Raw genomic sequence first — 330 nt, forward strand, 5'->3', positions numbered from 1 at the left:
GATTCGAACCTGTGACCCCATCATTATGAGTGATGTGCTCTAACCAACTGAGCTACGTAGCCAGATTGTTTCTTCGATGGCTGGGGTACCTGGATTCGAACCAGGGAATGCCGGTATCAAAAACCGGTGCCTTACCGCTTGGCGATACCCCATCCGTACAACGCTTTCTGGTGAATGGTGCGGGAGGCGAGACTTGAACTCGCACACCTTGCGGCGCCAGAACCTAAATCTGGTGCGTCTACCAATTTCGCCACTCCCGCAAAAAGATGGTGGCTACGACGGGATTCGAACCTGTGACCCCATCATTATGAGTGATGTGCTCTAACCAAC

General features: G+C 52.4%; 2 tRNA genes. Both read right to left on the reverse strand.

The window, feature by feature from the left end:
• Nucleotides 1–77: 77 nt before the first annotated feature.
• Nucleotides 78–152: transfer RNA gene (locus A7090_RS23630), tRNA-Gln, on the reverse strand.
• 23 nt (nucleotides 153–175) lie between these two features.
• Nucleotides 176–260 (reverse strand) — tRNA-Leu (locus A7090_RS23635).
• Nucleotides 261–330: the final 70 nt, after the last annotated feature.

This window comes from Escherichia sp. MOD1-EC7003 (assembly GCF_002965065.1).
Classification (GTDB): Bacteria; Pseudomonadota; Gammaproteobacteria; order Enterobacterales; family Enterobacteriaceae; genus Escherichia.